Source organism: Burkholderia sp. Bp9004 (assembly GCF_003858025.1).
GTDB lineage: Bacteria > Pseudomonadota > Gammaproteobacteria > Burkholderiales > Burkholderiaceae > Burkholderia > Burkholderia diffusa.
On record NZ_QTQD01000016.1, the window covers coordinates 108,163 to 123,064 of the forward strand.

Sequence of the window (14,902 nt, forward strand, 5' to 3'; positions counted from 1 at the left end):
ACACCCTGACATCCTGCTTGCGCCGCCTTTCCATGAAGCGTCCCCCGACCAAGATCGTGTCATCCGAACACCTCGTTTCCGATTCGAGCGCGGAGCTGTCGGAACTCGAATACGGGCTCATCATGGCCGGCAATGCCTTCAACCGCTGGATGGTGCGCTGCATGTCGGCCGCGGGTGCGAAGGACATGACGGCGGTCGAGGTGTCGCTGCTGCATCACGTCAGCCATCGCGAACGCAAGAAGAAGCTCGCCGACATCTGCTTCGTGCTCAATATCGAGGATACGCACGTCGCGACCTATGCGCTGAAAAAACTGATCGCGCGCGGCTATGTGAAAAGCGAGAAGAGCGGCAAGGAAGTGTTCTTCTTCGCGACCGACGCGGGCCGCGAGCTGTGCATGAAGTATCGGGAGGTGCGCGAGCATTGCCTGATCGAGACGCTGAAGGACAGCGGCCTCACCAACGAGCAGATCGGCGACGCGGCGCAGCTGCTGCGCCACGCATCGGGCCTCTACGACACCGCCGCGCGCGCGGCGGCGTCGCTGTAAACGATTGCGGACAGGACGGTCGACGCGGTGACGCGCGGCATGCCGCAGACGCCGCGTCGCGCGCCCCGTCATCCGGCGGCCGGGTAAAGCGCGCCGTCGGTCACGATCCAGCGCATCGCGAGATCGTGCGCTTCGGCCGGCAGCGCATCCACGCGGCACGCTTCATACGCAATGCCGACCGTCACCGGCAGCGTCTCGCCCGGCCATACCGCGAGCGTGCGGTCGTAATAGCCGCCGCCATAGCCGAGCCGGTAGCGCTGCAGATCGAATCCCACACACGGAATCAGCAACAGATCGGGCACGACGACGACCCCGGACGCCGGCTCCGGAATCCGGTGATGCCCTTCGCGCATCGGCGTGTGCGCATCCCACGCATGGAACGCGAGCGGCGTGTGCTTCTCGCCGATCACCGGCAGCGCGGCGCGGCGACCTGAGCCTGCCGCGGACCACGCGAGCACCGCATCGCGTGCGTCGAATTCGCCCGGCAGCGGCCAGTAGAAGCCGACCGTGCGCGGTGCGAGCCGTTCGAGCAACAGGCGCAGCCGCGCGTCGAGCGCGGCATTCGCGGCGGGCTGCGACGCGGCGTCGCGACGCGCGCCGGACAGCGCTTTGCGCAGTGCAACCTTCGGGTTCGGCACAGGGTTGCATGCTATGCTTTCGCTCACTTCGTGCTCCATTCAAAACGATGTCGAACAGCCTTTTCCGAGTATATCGCGCGGTCGCGTTCGCGCTTTCGGCCGCCGCGCTCGTCGCGGGCACGGCCGCGTGCGCCGCACCGAACGACGACACGCTCGCCGGGGACGACCAGATCTTCGTGCAGCTGCGCGAAGCCGCGCGCCGCAACGACGCCGCGAAGGCCGCGCAGCTCGCGGCGATGATTCCGAACTATCCGGTCCCGTCCTACGTCGAGTATTTCCAGATCAAGCCGCAACTGTTCGATTCGACGGGCCGCGCACGTGTCGACGCCCCCGACGCCCCCGTGCAGTCGTTCCTGCAGCGCTACGACGGCCAGGCAATCGCCGACCGCCTGCGCAACGACTACCTGCTCGTGCTCGGCGCGCGCCACGACTGGCGCAGCTTCGACGACCAGTACAAGCGCTTCGTGCTCGACGACGACACGCAGGTCAAGTGCTACGCGCTCGAATCGCGCGCGGCGCGCGGCGAGAACGTCGCCGAGGCGGCGCGCGCGCTGCTCGTCGAGCCGAAATACTACGGCGACGCCTGTGTCGACCTGATTACGGCGCTCACCGTCAACCAGCAGTTCACGAGCGACGACGTGTGGCTGCAGGCACGCCTCGCGTACGAGCAGAACTACACGACACTCGGCGGGAAGATCGTCGACGCGCTCGGCCCGCGGCCGGTCGGCTTCGACCAGGCAACCAGCGCGCCGCCGCTGTACCTCGCGCGCGGCGTCGGCCCCGACGCGGCATCGCACCAGCTCGCGCTGATCGCGCTCGGCCGCATGGCGCGCAACGATCCGGACGCCGCGGCGGGAATGCTGACGTCGATCGCCGGCTCGCTGACGAAGCAGGAGCAGGCGATCGCATGGGGTGCGATCGGCTACCAGGGGGCGATCAAGCGCTCGGCGCTCGCATCGGTCTGGTATGCGAAATCCGCGAACGCGCCGCTGTCGAACCCGGGTTACGAATGGCGCACGCGCGCCGCGTTGCTCGTCGGCAACTGGCCGATGGTGCGCTGGTCGATCGAACAGATGCCGCCGTCGCTGCGCAGCGATCCGGCGTGGATCTACTGGCATGCACGCGCGCTCAAGCAGAGCGGCGACACGCTGCAGGCGAACCAGGAATTCGAGCAGGTCGCGGGCCAGTTCAACTTCTACGGACAGCTCGCCGGCGAGGAGCTCGGCCAGCGCACGTCGATCCCGCCGCGCACGAAGGTGAGCGACGCCGACGTCGACGCGATGAGCAAGATCCCGGGCTTCGCGCTCGCGCAACGCTTCTATGGGCTGAACCTGCGCCTCGAAGGCAACCGCGAATGGAACTGGCCGCTGCGCGGGATGACTGATCGCCAGCTGCTCGCGGCCGCCGAATACGGCAAGCGCATCGACCTGCTCGACCGCACGGTCAACACGGCCGACCGCACGAAGGCCGAGCACGATTTCACGCTGCGCTACCCGTCGCCGTACCGAGACATCGTCGAGCGCTACGCGCAGTCGACCGGCCTCGACGTCGAATGGGCGTACGGGCTGATCCGCCAGGAATCGCGCTTCATCACGAACGCGCGTTCGTCGGTCGGCGCGGGCGGGCTGATGCAGCTGATGCCGGCCACCGCGCAGATCGTCGCGAAGAAGCTCGGGATGGGCACGATCACGCGTGCGCAGATGCATGACATCGATACGAACATCCAGCTCGGCACCTGGTACCTGTCGGACATCTACAACAACTTCGACAGCTCGCCGGTGCTGGCGACGGCCGGCTACAACGCGGGCCCGGGCCGGCCGCGCCAGTGGCGCCAGGTGTTGACGCAGCCGGTCGAAGGCGCGATCTTCGCGGAGACGATTCCATTCAACGAGACGCGCGACTACGTGAAGAACGTGCTGTCGAATACCGTCTACTACGCGGCGCTCTTCGAGGGCAAACCGCAGTCGTTGAAGAAACGCCTAGGCATGATCTCGCCCTGATCCGCCATCTTCACACTGCCGCGCGAGACGCGGCAGTGTGCTTTTGAGGTCACCATCATGGATCGTCAGACCGTCGCGCTGTTGGGTGGCACCGGCTTCATCGGCAGCCGGCTCGTCAATGCGCTGATCGACGCCGGCAAGCAGGTACGGATCGGCACGCGGCGGCGCGAGCATGCACGCCACCTGCAGATGCTGCCGGTCGAGATCGTCGAGCTCGACGATCTCGATACGCGCACGCTGGCGCGGTTCGTTGCCGGCGCGCATGCGGCCGTCAACCTCGTCGGCGTGCTGCACGGCGGCCGCGGCACGCCGTACGGGCCCGGGTTCGAGCGCGCGCACGTCGCGCTGCCGGCCGCGCTGGCCGCCGCGTGCGTCGAAGTCGGCGTGCGGCGCGTGCTGCACATGAGCGCGCTCGGCGCCGATTCGCACGGCCCGAGCATGTACCAGCGCTCGAAGGGCGACGGCGAGGCCGCGCTGCATGCGGTCGCGGCGACCGATTCGCTCGCGCTGACGATCTTCCGCCCGTCGGTCGTGTTCGGCCCCGGCGACGCGTTCCTGAACACGTTCGCGAACCTGCAGCGCACGCTGCCGGTGCTGCCGCTCGCGATGCCCGACGCGCGCTTCCAGCCGGTGTTCGTCGGCGACGTCGTGCGCGCGTTCGTCAACACGCTCGATCTCGCGGCCGCGCACGGCAAGACCTACGAACTCGGCGGCCCCACCGTCTACACGCTCGAGCAACTGGTGCGCTATTGCGGCACGCTGGTCGGCCGTCAGGCACGCATCGTGCGCCTGCCCGACGCGCTCGCGCGGCTGCAGGCGAGCGTGTTCGAATGCCTGCCCGGCGAGCCGGTGATCACGCGCGACAATCTCGCGTCGATGTCGGTGCCGAACGTGCTGTCCGGGCCGCTCGCGCCCGAACTCGGGATCGCGCCCGCGAGTCTCGAGAGCATCGCGCCCGCGTATCTCGGCCATGCCGCGCGGCGCTCCCGCTTCGACTGGTTCCGCTCGCGCCGCTAGGCGTCGCGGGCCGTCGCTTCCGTCATTCACTTTCGCGCTTTTCGGAACCTCGCCATGAAACTCATCATTGGAGACAAGAATTACTCGTCGTGGTCGATGCGGCCGTGGCTGCTGCTCGCGCATTTCGGCATCCCGTTCGACGAGATCGCCATCGAGCTGCGCCGCGACGACACGGCCGCGCGCATCCGCGAGTATTCGCCGACCGGCAAGGTGCCGTGCCTGATCGACGACCACGGCGTCGCGATCTGGGATTCGCTCGCGATCGCCGAGACGCTCGCCGAGCGCTATCCGCAGTTCCCGATGTGGCCGGCCGATCCGCTCGATCGCGTGCATGCGCGCTGCATCTCGGCCGAGATGCACTCGGGCTTCGCCGCGCTGCGCACGCAGATGGGGATGAACGTGCGCGCGTCGATGCCGGGGCGCGGCGCGACGCCCGATGCGCTTGCCGACGTCGCGCGCATCGACGCGCTGTGGGGCGCATGCATCGAGGCATCGGGCGGACCGTTCCTGTTCGGTGAATTCGGGATTGCCGATGCGATGTATGCGCCCGTCGTGATGCGTTTCAACACGTATGCGCCGGAGTTGTCGCCGGAGGCGGCCGGGTATGCCGCGCGCGTGACGGCGCTGCCGGCGGTGCAGCGCTGGATCGATGCCGCGCGCCGCGAAACCCACGTGATCGCCGAATACGAACCGACGCCATGAACATCTACGCAGTAGGCGGAGCGATCCGCGACGAATTGCTCGGCGTGCCGGTGCAGGACCGCGACTACGTGGTGGTGGGCGCGACGCCCGAGCAGATGGCCGCGCAGGGCTTCCGGCCGGTCGGCAAGGATTTCCCCGTGTTCCTGCATCCGGACACGCAGGAGGAATACGCGCTCGCGCGCACCGAACGCAAGACGGCGGCCGGCTATCACGGCTTCCAGTTCTACTACGCGCCGGACGTGACGCTCGACGAGGACCTCGCGCGGCGCGACCTGACGATCAACGCGATGGCGCGTGAAGTGAGCCCGGAGGGCGCGCTGGTCGGCCCGGTGATCGATCCGTTCGACGGGCAGGCCGACCTGCGTGCTCGTGTGTTCCGACACGTCGGCGACGCGTTCGTCGAGGATCCGGTGCGGATCCTGCGGATCGCGCGCTTTGCCGCGCGCTTCGCGGATTTCACGGTCGCGGACGATACGCTCGCGCTGATGCGGCGGATGGTCGACGCGGGCGAAGCGGACGCGCTGGTGCCCGAGCGCGTGTGGCAGGAGATCGCGCGCGGGCTGATGGAGGCGAAGCCGTCGCGGATGTTCGCGGTGCTGCGCGAGTGCGGCGCGCTCGCGCGCATCCTGCCCGAGGTCGACGCGCTGTGGGGCGTGCCGCAGCGCGCGGACTACCACCCGGAAGTCGACACGGGCGTGCACGTGATGATGGTCGTCGACTACGCGGCGAAGCAGGGCTACTCGCTGCCGGTGCGCTTCGCGGCGCTCACGCATGACCTCGGCAAGGCGACGACGCCCGCCGACGTGCTGCCGCGCCATGTCGGCCACGAAGGCCGCAGCGTCGATCTCATCAAGCCGTTGTGCGAGCGGCTGCGCGTGCCGAACGAGTGCCGCGATCTCGCGCTGGTGGTCGCGCGCGAGCACGGCAACCTGCATCGCGTGATGGAAATGGGCGCAGCCGCGCTGGTGCGGCTCTTCGAGCGCAGCGACGCGTTGCGCAAGCCCGCGCGCTTCGCCGAGATGCTGCAGGCGTGCGAATCGGATGCGCGCGGCCGGCTCGGGCTCGACACGCAGCCGTATCCGCAGGCCGAGCGGCTGCGCGTGGCGCTGGTGGCGGCGCGCAGCGTCGACGCGGGCGCGATCGCGCGCGGCTTCGCCAACGATGCGATGCAGATCAAGGACGCCGTGCATCGCGCGCGCATCGAGGCCGTCAAGCAGGCACTGGCGATCGGGGAATAGTGCGCAAGCGCCGGGTGGCGTGGTGCGCCGCCCGGCCGCCTGCCGTCATTGTTTCGTGCGGGCGGTGGCGCGGCGGGCCGGGGTGGCGGCGGCCGGACGTTTGCCGGCGGCCGCGCGCGGCTTCCCGGCCGCTGGCTTGGCCGCCGCGCGGGCCGGCGTGTCGACGGGCGCGGCCGCGATCGAATCCGCGTCGCGCTCGCGCTTCGGTGCGGGTTTGCGGCGGCTCACGCGCGGTTCGCCCGGCGCCGCGCCGGCATCGCGTGCGAGCAGTCTGATCTTCATCGCCTCGGATCCCAGCTCGGCGCCGTTGTCGTCGAAGAGCGGCAGCGTGCCGACCGCGATCATTTCGGCGGCCCCGTCGCCAACGTTCGCGACGCGGTGGCGCTTCCTCGCGTCGAAGTGCAGCGAGTCGCCGGCAGACAGCGGGTAATCCTTCTTGCCGATCGTGTAGCAAAGCCGGCCGATCAGCACGTACACGAACTCGTCGCCGCCATGCGCGACCCATTCCGATCGGTAGCCCTCCATCATCCGGACCTTGAGCGCGTTGATCTGACTGCCGTCGAAGGTGGTGGACAGCCGCTCGTACCACTGCGACGCGGCATCGACCGCGTACGGTTCGCGGCGTCCCGCGTGCGAGTCGGGCTGCGCCTGGCGCGGCTGGTCGATCAGCGTGCCGAGCGGCACGTTCAGCGCCTTCGCGACGTTGACGAGCGACGACAGCGAGATGCCGGTGAGGTGGCGCTCGACCTGCGACAGGAACCCGACCGACAGGTTCGCTTCGGTTGCGACTTCCAGCAGCGTCTTCTTCGCTTCCCGGCGCAGGCGGCGAATGCGCTGGCCGATACGCATGATGTCTGAATCCATGAATCTCTTTCGTGGCAACGAGTCGCAAGGCGAGCGGAGGGGCGGTGCCGTCGCCGGGATGCGGCTTTCCGCGAATCGCACGAAGCACGGCCGTCGGGACGACGATGCCGGCGCATTGTACCGCGCACGCCGGCGCCCGGACGCCAAGACGCCATGCGCCCCGCGCCAGGCAGGGCCACGTGGGGCCGCGCCGCCGTCGCGCGCGGTGCCGGCAATTTTAGCCCTACGAAAATTTTGGCTTGACCTCGATTTCAGCGTGCTCTAGATTCTGTCGCTCGCATCAAACAAAGTTAAGTGAGACAAAAATTTCCCCGAAAATCCGTCGATGGAACGACACCGCGGCACGGCTGCCCGCCGGGCCGCGCTTCGTCCCCGCACGGGCGGCGTGCCGCGCCAGGCATGCGCCGGCGCGTGACGCCGCCGGCCGCCGACAACAATCAATAACGGGTATCCGATGATCGATCGACTGAAATACAGCTTCTCCGGCCTTCCCTCGTACGACGCGTCCGTCGCCGACACGCAGGCCGGCCTGTCGCGACTGCTCGACGCCGCCCGGCTCGACGCGGTCGTGGTCACGTCGCAGGACGAATACATCACCGAATACCTGCCGCGCCGCAACAACCCGCGCTACGCGCTGTCGGGCTTCGACGGCTCGGCCGGCTGCGGGATTTTCCTGAGCGCGGCGACCGCGCAGGCGCTCGGCGTGCCGCCGTTCGTGCTGTTCGTCGACGGCCGCTATCACCTGCAGGCCGAACAGCAGTGCGACCCGGCGCGCGTGCGCATCGAAAAGCTCGGGATGAACGTGACGATCTGGCAGGCGCTGGCCGACTGGCTGCTCGCGCACGCGAGCCGGCTCGCGCGCGTCGGCTACGACGCGCTGCGGATCAGCGTCGCGCAGCGCGACCGGCTGGTCGAGCGCACGCAGGCGGCGTCACTCGACTGGACGAGCCTCGTCGAGCGCGAAATCGACCGCGCGATCGCGCTGCCGGGCTGGGTGGTCGAGCGGCCGATCTTCGAACTGCCGGACGCGATGACCGGCGCGAGCGTCGCGGACAACCTCGACGCGCTGAACCGGCGGCTCGCCGCGCACACCGGCGCGGCGCCCGGCAAGACCGCGTTCTTCACATGCGCGTCCGACGATCTCGCTTACCTGCTGAACAGCCGCGGCTATCACATCCCGAATGCATCGTCGCACCTGGGCTTCCTGTTCGCGGTCGGCGAGCAGGTCGCGCTGTTCCTGCCGGAAGGCTGCGACCGATGTCCGGTCGAACTGGCGTCGTATCCGGCGCTGCACGTGATCCGGCGCGACTTCGTCGAACTCGAGCGTTTCCTCGCGCAATTCGCGGTCGACCACGTGTGCTACGGGTTCGAATCGGTCAACTGCGCGCTCGTCGAGTCGGTGCGCCGCGTGTGGCCGCATGCGCGCCACGCCGATTTCAACCCGGTGGAGGCGCTGCGGGCCGGCAAGACGCCGGCGGTGCTCGACCGGTTCCGCGACGCGTTCGCGCGCAGCTCGGCGGCGATCGCCGAAACGATGCGCTGGGCGAAGGCCGGCGAGCCGGGGCAGCGCCATACCGAGTACGACCTGGCCCGCACGATCAACGACGCGTACGGCGCCCGCTCGGCGGTCGCGCTGACGTTCCCGTCGATCGCGGCGAACGGCGCGAACAGCGCATTCGCGCACTACACGGCGGCGAGCGCCGACGTCGAGCTGACGGAAGGCGAGCTCGTGCTGCTCGACAGCGGCGCTTACTACGACGCCGGTTTCGCGACGGACTGCACGCGCGTCGTGCTGCGTCGCACGCAGCCGGAGACGGTCGCGCAGCCGTGGCAGCGCGAGATCTACACGGTCGCGCTGAAGGCGTGCATCAAGGGGCTCGTCACGCGCTTCCCGAAGACGGCGACGGGCGGCGACGTCGATGCGACGGTGCGCCAGGTGTGCCGCGACCACGGCTACGATTTCGGCCACGGCACCGGGCACGGCGTCGGGATCCACGTGCACGAGGGCGGCGTGCGGTTCGCGCCGGGCGCGCAGTACGGGCTGGTGCCGAACGCGGTGATTTCGGTCGAGCCGGGCATCTACCTGCCGGGCAAGGGCGGCGTGCGGATCGAGAACATCGTGATCGTGCGCGCGGACGACGAAGCATCGGACACCGTGGCGTTCGAGAACATCGTCACGGTCGGCTACGACTGGGACCTGATCGACGTCGAGCTGCTGAACGACGACGAGCGCGCGTACCTGCGCGACTATGAACGGCTTTGCGTGGAACGCGGCACGCAGGTCACCGCGTGTCCGCTGCTTTAAGACGGGGAAAGTGCGCGCGGCCGCGGCAGGGCCGCGCGATGCGCGGCCGGCGCGTCGGTGCGCCGGCGTGATCGGTACGTCAGTGGAATCGGGGCAATCGGTGAAGTCGGTGCAGTCGGTGCAGTCGGGGCATCAACGCATCAGCGCCGACACGCGCCCGTCCGGGCCATAGACCCCGGCCGGCGCGGGCGCCGAGCGCAGCACCGCGAGCGCGCGCTCGTTGTAGTCCATCCGGATCCGGATCAGCATCCCGTTGGTCGCATTGGCCTGGCGCGCGCGTTCGGCGGCCTGCAGCAGCAACTGCCAGCGGCCGGCGAGGCGGGCATCGCGCTCGGCGGCCTGGTCCATCCCTTTCTTGCCGGCCGGAAAGCCGAGCGCGGACAACTGCGTGTCGCGCGTGCGCTCGAGCTGCGCGAGCCGGTCGATCAGCGCGCTTTTCTTCTCGACGATGCCGGGCAGCATTTCAAGCGGCTCCGGCGTCGTCAGTGCCTTTTCCTCGTAGGCGAGCAGGGACGCGAACGCTTCGACCGTCGCGTGTTCGTCGTTGACCGTGGCCAGCAGCTCTTCTCTCATCGCGTCATGCTCGTCGCGCCGGCACGCGTGTCCGCATGCCGGCAAACCAGGGGACCGGTCAGGGCGTGACGGGCCCCGGGCCGGCTCAGTTGCCCTGCGGGCGCTGCTTTTGCAGCAGGTCGCGGGCGGTATTCAGTACGCCGTCGGCGATCTTGTTCACGTCGATCGTCAACGTGCCGTTGTTCAGCGCGTCCTTGATCGACTGGACGAGGGCCGTGTCGATGTCGGCGCTGCCGGAGGCCGACAGCGAACGCAGCTGGCCGGACAGACCCGACAGGTTCACGGTCGTGTCGCCGCCGGTCGATCCTGCGTCGGCCGCCTGCGCGGACGACGACGAAGCCGCGCCGGATTGCGCGCGGGTCGCGCCGTTGCCGGTCGACGCGAGTGGGCTCGGGTTCGGAGTGGAATCGATCTTCACGATGGGTTTCCTGTACGGTATGACCCAGATAACGGCCGGGTCGGCCCGAACTTTAGCATCGTGAGCCCGAAATCCTCCGAATAAACAATTCTTTACAATCTTGCGGCGCGATCCGTCCCTATAGCGGAATTTCCACGGTCCCGGCGTCCTTGACGATCGCCGTGACGATCTGGCCCGCCGCCATCCTGACCCGCACCGACTGGCCCGGCGCCGCATTCGCGAGCGCGCTGCCATCGGCCGAGATCGTGAAGCCGGGGCCGGCCGCGACGACCCGCACCGTCTGGCCGGCCGACACCGACGCGGCACTCTTCAGCATGTCCTGGCGCAACGGCAGCCCGGCCGAGATCCGGGCCAGCGCGATCGCGCCGACCGCCTGCGCGGGATCGGTGATCACCGCCAGCGGCAGCACCGTCAGGTCGCCGTCGCGCGCGACGAGGTCGGCCGCGGTGAGCGGCTCGCCGGGCGCGATCTGCCGCGCGGCGACGTAATAGGTGGCCTGCACGGCGACCTTCGCCTGCAGATAGACGGTCCACGGCCGCTCGCCGGCGCAGCGCACGCCGACCGTCGTGCGGCCCCACAGGCGCGCACCGGTCGGCAGGAACGGCTCGAGCGTCGTGCACGCGGCGAGCCCGCGCGGAAACGCGGCCGCGACGGTCGCGGTGGTCTTGCCCGGCAGGCCCGCGACCTGCTGCTGCAGGAACGCGAGGGCCGTGCGCCGGATCGTGTCGGGGTCCTGCTGGCCGGGCAGCGTGGCCGGCTGGGACGCGGTGGTGGCCTGGGCCGGGTTCACGGCAGCGCCCGGCGCGCGCGGGGCCGGCGCGGCTGAAGCGGCCCGGGCCGCCGCCATGCGCGCGGCGATGGCCGCGCGCGCGGGATTCGATGCGGGTTCGGCCGTGCCGGCGACGACGGTCGCGACGGCACCCGGATCGGCAGCGCGCCGCGCATCATCGCCGGCGTTCGTGCGCGCGGCGGCGTAGGCGGGGCGCGGCGCGGGCGCCGGCATGGCGGCCGGCGGCGGGACGCTCGTCACGACCATCGCGCCGGCCGGCTGCGCCGCATAGCCGGCCGAGGCCGCGCCGGTCACGCCGGCGCCACCGCCCGCGCCACCCGCACCGCCCGCCATCGCCATGCCCGTACCCGACGCCGTGCCCGCATTCCCGCCGAACTGCCCGCCGCTCGCCGCGTTCGCATGCGCGAGCGCGGTCTCGGCCGTCTCGCCGCGTCCGGGAATCACGATCATCCCGTCGTCCGCGTGCGCGAGCGGCACTGCGAGCCACAGCGCCGCGGCGAGCGCGAACGCACGCGCCATGCGCGTGCCGCGTCCGTCGTTTCCGCGAAGTGCGCCTGTCATCGCCGTGTCCTCGAAGCCGTTGATCCGATTCGCATTCTAGGGAGCCGGGCCGTCGCGCAAACGATGAATAGAGGGGGCCTTTGCCGCGTTATTCGTCCGATTGCCGGTTGCGCCTGACGCCTACCATCGCTGTCATGGAAAAAAGCCCCTTGGGTCGCCATCCGGCGCAAGGGGGCGTGCAGCGCTTCATACGGAGAGACGCACACATGCTGGACAAACTCGATGCCGAATTCGCGTTCGGCCGACAGGCGCTCGACGTGCGCGCCTATCGGCAGGAACTGCTGTCGTCGAACATCGCGAACGCCGACACGCCCGGCTACCAGGCCCGCGACGTCGATTTCGCGTCGACCCTCGCGCGCTCGCTGAAGCAGACCGGCGGCGGCCTCGCGCCGAGCAACGCCGCGCAGTTGCCGATGGCGCAGCCGGCCGGCGTGACGAGCGGGATGACGATGGTGTCGACGGCGCCGGGCCACATGGCCGGCACCGCGAAGCTGATTCCGACGGGCGGCCCGGCCGACGACTACGGTCGCGCGCAGTACCGGATGCCGCTGCAGCCGTCGCTCGACGGCAACACGGTCGATCTCGACGTCGAGCGCGTGCAGTTCGCGAACAACGCGCTGCACTACGAAACCGGGATGACCGTGATGACCCAGCAGATCAAGGCGATGATCGCCGCGATCTCGACGAACTCGTAAGCGCGCGCCGCTTCCGTATCCGAGCACAAGGAGCCCTCATGCCCTCGTTGATGAACATCTTCGGCGTCGCCGGTTCGGCGCTGTCCGCGCAATCGCAGCGCCTGAACGTCACCGCGTCGAACCTCGCGAACGCCGACAGCGCGACCGGCCCCGACGGCAAGCCGTACAAGGCGAAGCAGGTCGTGTTCGCGACCGACCCGATCGGCGGCGCGCGCACCGCGTCCGGCCAGGGCGTCGGCGGCGTGCGCGTGACGAAGGTGGTCGATGATCCGTCGCCGATGAAGTCGACCTACGACCCGGCGAACCCGGCCGCCGACGCGAACGGCTACGTGCAGATGCCGAACGTCGATCCGGTGCAGGAGATGGTGAACATGATCTCGGCGTCGCGCTCGTACCAGGCCAACGTCGAGACGCTGAACACCGCGAAGACGCTGATGCTCAAGACGCTGACGATCGGCACGTAAGCCGCGCGCAGCGCGTGCTTCCCCATCGAGACCCAGACCCGACAGTTCCGAAACAAGGCCACCCAGGATGACTTCCTCCAGCACGACGATCGGCGGCAGCGGCACCAACGTGTCGACCCTGCCGACCGACACGATGAACACCAACAACGTGTCGACGAACGGCACGTCGGCGAGCGATCTGCAGGCGACGTTCCTGAAGCTGCTCGTCACGCAGCTGCAGAACCAGGATCCGACGAGCCCGGTCGACAGCTCGCAGATGACGTCGCAGCTCGCGCAGATCAACACGGTGAGCGGCATCGCGCAGCTGAACACGTCGCTCACGTCGCTGTCGACGCAGCTCGCGGCCGGGCAGCAGACGCAGGCCGCGCTGCTGATCGGCACGAACGTGCTCGCGCCGGGCAACAGCGTGGCGGTGAAGAGCGGCGCGGCGTCGCCGTTCGGCGTGTCGCTCACGAGCGACGTGTCGAACCTGACGATCACCGTGAAGAACAGCTCGGGCGCCGTCGTCAACACGATCGACGCGGGCAAGCAGTCGGCCGGCACGGTGCCGTTCAACTGGACGCCGACGGATGCGGCCGGCAACGCGCTGCCCGACGGCAACTACACCGTGAGCGCGCAGTACACGGGCTCGGACGGCAAGACGTATGCGCCGACCGTGCTCGCGGCCGCGCAGGTGCAGAGCGTGATCAAGCAGGCCGACGGCACGGCGGGGCTCGTGCTGTCGAACGGCACGACGGTGGGCTTGACCCAGGTCGCGTCGATCTTCCCGAACACCGCGTCGTCGTCGTCCGGCGGCACGACCACCACCAACTGATCCAGCTTTCTCGAAAACGGAGACCGAAATGGGTTATCAACAGGGTCTGAGCGGCCTCGCCGGCGCATCGAACGCGCTCGACGTGATCGGCAACAACATCGCGAACGCGAACACGGTCGGCTTCAAGTCGAGCACCGCGCAGTTCTCCGACATGTACGCGAACTCGGTCGCGACGTCGGTCAACACGCAGATCGGGATCGGTACGACGCTCGCATCGGTGCAGCAGCAATTCGGCCAAGGCACGATCAACACGACGAACTCGTCGCTCGACGTCGCGATCAACGGCAACGGCTTCTTTCAGATGTCGAACAACGGCGTGACGACGTACTCGCGCGACGGCACGTTCCAGCGCGACAAGAACGGCTTCATCGTCGATTCGCAAGGCCGCAACCTGATGGGTTACGCGGCCAGCACGGGCGGCGTGGTCAACACCGCGCAGACCGTGCCGCTGCAGGCGCCGACCACCAACATCGCGCCGACCGCGACGACCAAGATCACCGGCCAGTTCAACCTGAACTCGCAGGACACGGTGCCGGCCAAGACGCCGTTCAGCGCGACCGACACCACGACGTACAACTACTCGACGTCAATCCAGGTGTACGACTCGCTCGGTGGCTCGCAGGCGGTCAACATGTACTTCGTGAAATCGGCGGCCGGCACGTGGGAAGCCTACGCAGGCACGCAGGGCGGCACCACGACGGATCTCGGCACGGTCACGTTCAACTCGTCGGGCGCGATCCAGAGCACGACGACGGGCACGCCGGCCACCCCGACCGCATCGCTCGGCCAGTTCCAGTTCACCGTCCCGAACACCGACGGCTCGGCGACGCCGCAGCAGCTCACGCTCGACCTGACCGGCACCACGCAGTACGGCGGCAAGGACGGTGTGAACAACCTCGCGCAGGATGGCTATGCGAGCGGCACGCTGACGACCTTCTCGATCGGCGCCGACGGCAAGCTGACCGGCAACTATTCGAACGGCCAGACGGCGGTGCTCGGCCAGATCGTGCTCGCGAACTTCAACAACCCGAACGGGCTCGTCAACCTCGGCGGCAACCAGTACGCCGAATCGTCCGCGTCGGGCGTGCCGCAGATTTCGTCGCCGGGCAGCACGAATCACGGTTCGCTGCAGGGCAGTGCGCTCGAGAACTCGAACGTCGACCTGACGTCGCAGCTCGTCAACCTGATCACCGCGCAGCGCAACTACCAGGCGAACGCGCAGACGATCAAGACGCAGCAGACCGTCGACCAGACGCTCATCAACCTGTAATGCGCGGA

At 69.0% G+C, this 14,902-nt stretch carries 15 protein-coding genes; 10 read left to right on the forward strand and 5 right to left on the reverse strand.

What is annotated here, in order from left to right:
• Window positions 1–32: 32 nt before the first annotated feature.
• Window positions 33–545: a winged helix DNA-binding protein gene (locus DIE08_RS18875; protein ID WP_059607383.1), complete on the forward strand. Its 513-nt coding sequence runs from the start codon at window positions 33–35 to the stop codon at window positions 543–545.
• A 68-nt stretch (window positions 546–613) separates the two neighbouring features.
• On the opposite strand, the gene DIE08_RS18880 is transcribed toward DIE08_RS18875, so the two are convergent.
• Window positions 614–1,222, reverse strand: coding sequence for a 5-formyltetrahydrofolate cyclo-ligase (locus DIE08_RS18880; protein WP_059607382.1), 609 nt, complete (start codon window positions 1,220–1,222; stop codon window positions 614–616).
• An 8-nt stretch (window positions 1,223–1,230) separates the two neighbouring features.
• On the opposite strand from DIE08_RS18880, the gene DIE08_RS18885 reads away from it, so the two are divergent.
• Genes DIE08_RS18885 through DIE08_RS18900 form a run of 4 tightly spaced genes read left to right on the forward strand, consistent with a single transcriptional unit; the run spans window position 1,231 to window position 6,140 of the window.
• Entirely contained in the window at window positions 1,231–3,183 is a 1,953-nt protein-coding gene (locus tag DIE08_RS18885) for a lytic transglycosylase domain-containing protein (RefSeq protein WP_124902957.1), read from the forward strand.
• A gap of 57 nt (window positions 3,184–3,240) precedes the next feature.
• The gene (locus tag DIE08_RS18890) at window positions 3,241–4,200 is read left to right on the forward strand and encodes a complex I NDUFA9 subunit family protein (RefSeq protein WP_124626955.1); all 960 of its coding nucleotides are present in this window, start codon (window positions 3,241–3,243) and stop codon (window positions 4,198–4,200) included.
• Window positions 4,201–4,254: 54 nt separating this feature from the next.
• Window positions 4,255–4,902 carry a glutathione S-transferase family protein gene (locus DIE08_RS18895; RefSeq protein ID WP_059607377.1) on the forward strand — a complete coding sequence of 216 codons (648 nt, stop codon included), beginning with the start codon at window positions 4,255–4,257 and terminating at the stop codon, window positions 4,900–4,902.
• Window positions 4,899–6,140 carry a multifunctional CCA addition/repair protein gene (locus tag DIE08_RS18900; RefSeq protein WP_124902959.1) on the forward strand — a complete coding sequence of 414 codons (1,242 nt, stop codon included), beginning with the start codon at window positions 4,899–4,901 and terminating at the stop codon, window positions 6,138–6,140. Before DIE08_RS18895 ends, DIE08_RS18900 begins: the two co-directional genes overlap by 4 nt.
• Window positions 6,141–6,185: 45 nt before the next feature.
• On the opposite strand, the gene DIE08_RS18905 is transcribed toward DIE08_RS18900, so the two are convergent.
• Window positions 6,186–7,004 (reverse strand): helix-turn-helix domain-containing protein, encoded by an 819-nt coding sequence (locus tag DIE08_RS18905; RefSeq protein ID WP_124902961.1) that lies wholly within the window; start codon window positions 7,002–7,004, stop codon window positions 6,186–6,188.
• 454 nt (window positions 7,005–7,458) lie between these two features.
• On the opposite strand from DIE08_RS18905, the gene DIE08_RS18915 reads away from it, so the two are divergent.
• Window positions 7,459–9,309, forward strand: coding sequence for a M24 family metallopeptidase (locus tag DIE08_RS18915; protein WP_124902965.1), 1,851 nt, complete (start codon window positions 7,459–7,461; stop codon window positions 9,307–9,309).
• A 132-nt stretch (window positions 9,310–9,441) separates the two neighbouring features.
• Here DIE08_RS18915 and DIE08_RS18920 read toward each other — a convergent pair whose 3' ends face one another.
• The 3 genes from DIE08_RS18920 to flgA all read right to left on the reverse strand — a co-directional run bounded on the left by DIE08_RS18920 (window position 9,442) and on the right by flgA (window position 11,651).
• Entirely contained in the window at window positions 9,442–9,882 is a 441-nt protein-coding gene (locus tag DIE08_RS18920) for a flagella synthesis protein FlgN (protein WP_039317824.1), read from the reverse strand.
• Window positions 9,883–9,967: 85 nt separating this feature from the next.
• Window positions 9,968–10,300 carry a flagellar biosynthesis anti-sigma factor FlgM gene (gene flgM, locus DIE08_RS18925; protein WP_124626948.1) on the reverse strand — a complete coding sequence of 111 codons (333 nt, stop codon included), beginning with the start codon at window positions 10,298–10,300 and terminating at the stop codon, window positions 9,968–9,970.
• A gap of 118 nt (window positions 10,301–10,418) precedes the next feature.
• On the reverse strand, window positions 10,419–11,651 hold the full coding sequence (flgA, locus tag DIE08_RS18930; protein WP_124902967.1) for a flagellar basal body P-ring formation chaperone FlgA: 1,233 nt from the start codon (window positions 11,649–11,651) through the stop codon (window positions 10,419–10,421).
• A 206-nt stretch (window positions 11,652–11,857) separates the two neighbouring features.
• Here flgA and flgB point away from each other — a divergent pair, with 206 nt between their 5' ends.
• From flgB to flgE, 4 genes are all read left to right on the forward strand, one after another.
• Window positions 11,858–12,346 carry a flagellar basal body rod protein FlgB gene (flgB, locus tag DIE08_RS18935; protein WP_059448497.1) on the forward strand — a complete coding sequence of 163 codons (489 nt, stop codon included), beginning with the start codon at window positions 11,858–11,860 and terminating at the stop codon, window positions 12,344–12,346.
• Between the two features lie 38 nt (window positions 12,347–12,384).
• Window positions 12,385–12,810, forward strand: coding sequence for a flagellar basal body rod protein FlgC (flgC, locus tag DIE08_RS18940; protein ID WP_059448498.1), 426 nt, complete (start codon window positions 12,385–12,387; stop codon window positions 12,808–12,810).
• 67 nt (window positions 12,811–12,877) lie between these two features.
• Window positions 12,878–13,624 (forward strand): flagellar hook assembly protein FlgD, encoded by a 747-nt coding sequence (flgD, locus tag DIE08_RS18945; RefSeq protein ID WP_124626945.1) that lies wholly within the window; start codon window positions 12,878–12,880, stop codon window positions 13,622–13,624.
• Between the two features lie 28 nt (window positions 13,625–13,652).
• On the forward strand, window positions 13,653–14,894 hold the full coding sequence (flgE, locus tag DIE08_RS18950) for a flagellar hook protein FlgE (RefSeq protein ID WP_124902969.1): 1,242 nt from the start codon (window positions 13,653–13,655) through the stop codon (window positions 14,892–14,894).
• Window positions 14,895–14,902: the final 8 nt, after the last annotated feature.

Bases quoted from the DNA above. Each gene is read 5' to 3' on its own strand.
- flgD (WP_124626945.1), top strand. From the start codon at position 12,878: ATGACTTCCTCCAGCACGACGATCGGCGGCAGCGGCACCAACGTGTCG.
- DIE08_RS18890 (WP_124626955.1), top strand. From the start codon at position 3,241: ATGGATCGTCAGACCGTCGCGCTGTTGGGTGGCACCGGCTTCATCGGC.
- DIE08_RS18920 (WP_039317824.1), bottom strand. From the start codon at position 9,882: ATGAGAGAAGAGCTGCTGGCCACGGTCAACGACGAACACGCGACGGTC.
- DIE08_RS18900 (WP_124902959.1), top strand. From the start codon at position 4,899: ATGAACATCTACGCAGTAGGCGGAGCGATCCGCGACGAATTGCTCGGC.
- flgE (WP_124902969.1), top strand. From the start codon at position 13,653: ATGGGTTATCAACAGGGTCTGAGCGGCCTCGCCGGCGCATCGAACGCG.
- DIE08_RS18915 (WP_124902965.1), top strand. From the start codon at position 7,459: ATGATCGATCGACTGAAATACAGCTTCTCCGGCCTTCCCTCGTACGAC.
- flgC (WP_059448498.1), top strand. From the start codon at position 12,385: ATGCCCTCGTTGATGAACATCTTCGGCGTCGCCGGTTCGGCGCTGTCC.
- DIE08_RS18875 (WP_059607383.1), top strand. From the start codon at position 33: ATGAAGCGTCCCCCGACCAAGATCGTGTCATCCGAACACCTCGTTTCC.
- DIE08_RS18895 (WP_059607377.1), top strand. From the start codon at position 4,255: ATGAAACTCATCATTGGAGACAAGAATTACTCGTCGTGGTCGATGCGG.
- DIE08_RS18905 (WP_124902961.1), bottom strand. From the start codon at position 7,004: ATGGATTCAGACATCATGCGTATCGGCCAGCGCATTCGCCGCCTGCGC.
- DIE08_RS18880 (WP_059607382.1), bottom strand. From the start codon at position 1,222: ATGGAGCACGAAGTGAGCGAAAGCATAGCATGCAACCCTGTGCCGAAC.
- DIE08_RS18885 (WP_124902957.1), top strand. From the start codon at position 1,231: ATGTCGAACAGCCTTTTCCGAGTATATCGCGCGGTCGCGTTCGCGCTT.
- flgB (WP_059448497.1), top strand. From the start codon at position 11,858: ATGCTGGACAAACTCGATGCCGAATTCGCGTTCGGCCGACAGGCGCTC.
- flgA (WP_124902967.1), bottom strand. From the start codon at position 11,651: ATGACAGGCGCACTTCGCGGAAACGACGGACGCGGCACGCGCATGGCG.